Genomic DNA, 3,367 nt, shown 5'->3' on the forward strand with positions numbered 1-3,367 from the left:
GGCGCCGACGCCCGGCTGGCCTACTGGATTCCCTCGCCCGGTTCCGCCGACGCGGACCTCCTGCCGGAATTCGATCTCCTCACCCTCGTTTGCGCGACCTGGCCCGGAATTCCGGTGTCGCCGGCGGCAATCTCGAGGCTGTGAAGGACAGCATCATTGGCCACCAGCTCCGGGCTGGTGGCGACCCCGGATTACAAGCCCCTCGACAAATTCAAGGAACTGCCACAGGAATAAGCCTCGAACACGAGGCGGAATTCTGCACTTGTATTGTGGAAAGGAATCCATTCGCTGGTCGGCAATTCTTTTCCGACAAATGCGCCCGAATTCGGCATTCGGCGCTTTTCGTATTACTATCCCCCGACAAATAAAACGGCTGTTGTCGCTTATTGGCTGATGAAAACGGGCGAAACGAAATCCGGATTCGATCGGCCTCATCCTTCGGTGGGATAGCTCATGTTGCGTATCAGATTGGCGATGGTTGTCGCCATCTCTCTGTGTTTTGTCTTCGTGCTCGGCTTTACGCTGTACTGGGGGTCTCACAAAATCGCCCTGTATTCGTCCCGCAGCCAGTCGGCTTACGAGGCGTTCGACCGCTATCAGCAGCTCTACCGGGAAGCTTATCGCTATTTCAAGCAACGCATGGATCTGCTCCTGGTCGATCAGCAAGGCACGGCGGCTGATGTCGAGATGTCCCGCCAGCGTCTGCACGATGCGGTAGAACGCCTGCGGAAAGCCGCGGCAACCGACCTGGACGCCGCCAGCGATATCGAGGTCTGGCAGACCCGTCAGAGCGAACTGGACAGCATCGCCCGTCTGAGCGCCTCGCTCGAAGCCGGCATGAATCGGTTCGACCAGGTCGACCGCCTGCGGCAGGAGGGTCGGCGCGAAGCGGCGTTATTGCTGCTGTCGGAAGTTCTGGAGGAAGACATCGACCGCAAATTCGACCCGCTGATCGATGATGCGATCAATCGCGAGCGTGAGCGGGCCCTGGTGGCGAGAGAGCGATTGATGGGGCTGATCGGGCTTTCCAGCTGGATTTCCATCAGCACGGCCATCGTCTCGGTGGTTTTCAGCATCGCCGCGGGCGCCATGCTTTTCAGAAGCATCCGAAGGCCGATCGAGGCCCTGATGCGAGGCACCGACGAAATCGCGGCCGGCAATCTCCCTTATCGCATTCCCATCGATAGCCGGGACGAATTCGGTTATCTCGCCAAGCACTTCAATCAAATGGCGCAAGAGCTGGAAGTCCAGCAGCGGAAGCTCGGCGAGGCGCGCACTGTGCTGGAACAAAAGGTGGCGGAGCGGACGCTCGAGCTGAACCACCTCAACGGCGAGCTGCAACGCATGGATCATGCGCGGAGGCAGTTCTTCGCCGATATCAGTCACGAACTGCGCACCCCGATTACGGTGATCCGCGGCGAGGCCGAAGTGACGCTTCGGGGGAGGAACAAGGATGCCGAGGAGTACAAGGAATCCTTGCAGCGCATTCTCGAACTGTCGCTGCAATTGGGTAAGCTGGTCAACGATCTGTTGTTCCTCGCCAGGGCCGAAACCGCGAACCTACAGTTCGAGTGGGAAACCCTCGATCTCGTCGAACTGGTCGTCAATGCGGCCGAGGATATACGTGTGCTGGCGCAGGAGAAATCGATCGAGGTGACGCTGAACGTAACGGATACGCCGGTGTGGGTCCGCGGCGACAAACAGCGGCTTCGACAGATCATTTTCGTTCTCGGGGACAATGCCTGCCGATATTCGCATGCCGGCGGCCGGATCATCATCGATCTGGAGGGCGACGGAACGGAAGCGCTTCTGCGCGTCATCGATCACGGCATAGGCATTCCCGCCCAGGACCTCAAGATGATCTTCGACCGTTACTACCGCAGCACGAACGCCCGCCGTTCCAGCGACGACGGCACCGGCCTCGGGCTTCCGGTCGCAAAAGCCATCGTGGCCGCGCACGGCGGGGAGATTTCGGCGGACAGCAGCGAAGAAGCGGGAACGACATTTGCAGTAACATTGCCGCAAGTTGATTTGAAAGACAGCGCTGTCGATGCGAGCGCCGACGATTTCGACTACGTCCGAGAATCGGCCGCATAGCTCGAAGGCCGGCGTTTTGTGGGAACGGGCTTTAGAGCTGATTTCGTCGCGATGTAGCGCCCGAGGCTAGTAGGTCGGCAATCCTTTGCCGACGAAGACGTTTCGATGGGCACGCTACGCTTTGCCCATCCTACCTAGCCCGCGATGGGCAGCCGTTCGGGATCGCGGGCTAGAGCCTGCTCCAACGGAATGCGCAAAATGTCTAATAAAACGCTTTTTTTTGGGAGAGGTAACAAGACCTTGGATATTCTGCTGGTGGAAGACGACGAGCGTATCGTCGAATTCGTCAGACGAGGGTTGAAGGCCGAGGGGTATGCGGTGGATGTCGCCCGTACCGGACGGGACGGCATCGCGCTGGGAAACACGGCGGCCTATCGGTTGATCATCCTGGATCGAAAGCTGCCCGATCTTACCGGTCTCGAAGTGTGCGAGCGCCTGCGCGCCGATCACGTCGACACGCCCATACTCATGCTGACGGCCATGGATACGGTGCAGGACAAGGTGACCGGCCTCCGCTCCGGAGCGGACGACTATATGACCAAGCCCTTCTCGTTCGAAGAATTGCTCGCACGCATCGAAGCGCTGATGCGGCGGCGCGGAGTAGGGATCAAGAGCGAGGCCAGGGAACTCCGCATCGCCGATCTGGTGCTGAACCAGGAGACCCATGAGGTTCGGCGCGGCAATCAGGTGATCGATCTGACGCCCAAGGAGTTCGCGCTGCTCGAGAGTTTCATGAAGGCTCCCGGCAAGGTTTTGAGCCGAACGCGGATTCTGGAGCAGGTTTGGGGTTATAGCGCCGATCCCATGACCAATGTGGTCGACGTGTACGTCCGCCAGTTGCGGCGCAAGATCGATGAGAATTACGACCATAAGCTTCTCAAGACGGTTCGGGGTTACGGCTACAAGCTGGACGCCTCGCAGGAATCGGACGCGATCGCCCAGGGGGGCGCAGAGGCCTGAGTAAAGCGCAGGGGACGCTGAAGCACACTCATGTGCGCCCACGCCGATCCGTTGCGGTATTATCTGCATGCCCGAAGTGGGCTTCCGGGGGCGGCGGATTACGAACAATAAATAATTCGGGCAAATCGATTGTTCGAACTCATCACCAGGTGCATCTCATGAATAGGGTTATCCATGGCCTGTCCGCAGGCGAATATCGGGGTGGGGGCTCCCGTGGGGAAGAATCATGTTTTACACGGTTCCTTCTTTTTTTCATCACCCCTTTACGATGGTCGATGGCGGCGCTCGCGATTGCCCTGGGCGGATACCA

The 3,367-nt window shown here is 59.1% G+C and carries 2 protein-coding genes; both read left to right on the plus strand.

Annotated features, from left to right (window positions below; genetic code table 11):
- Nucleotides 1-453: 453 nt before the first annotated feature.
- Nucleotides 454-2,097, plus strand: a complete 1,644-nt coding sequence (locus ABJK70_RS22290; RefSeq protein WP_077728628.1) for an ATP-binding protein — start codon at nt 454-456, stop codon at nt 2,095-2,097.
- A 198-nt stretch (nt 2,098-2,295) separates the two neighbouring features.
- A complete protein-coding gene (locus ABJK70_RS22295) occupies nt 2,296-3,057 on the plus strand; it encodes a response regulator transcription factor (RefSeq protein WP_347259171.1) in 762 nt (253 codons plus the stop codon).
- The last annotated feature ends 310 nt before the right edge of the window (nt 3,058-3,367 follow it).

The sequence above is a fragment of the Methylocaldum sp. genome (assembly GCF_039794385.1).
Classification (GTDB): domain Bacteria; phylum Pseudomonadota; class Gammaproteobacteria; order Methylococcales; family Methylococcaceae; genus Methylocaldum.

Excerpts from the sequence above, each read along its gene's own strand:
- ABJK70_RS22290 (WP_077728628.1), top strand. The coding sequence starts at position 454 with ATGTTGCGTATCAGATTGGCGATGGTTGTCGCCATCTCTCTGTGTTTT.
- ABJK70_RS22295 (WP_347259171.1), top strand. The coding sequence starts at position 2,296 with ATGTCTAATAAAACGCTTTTTTTTGGGAGAGGTAACAAGACCTTGGAT.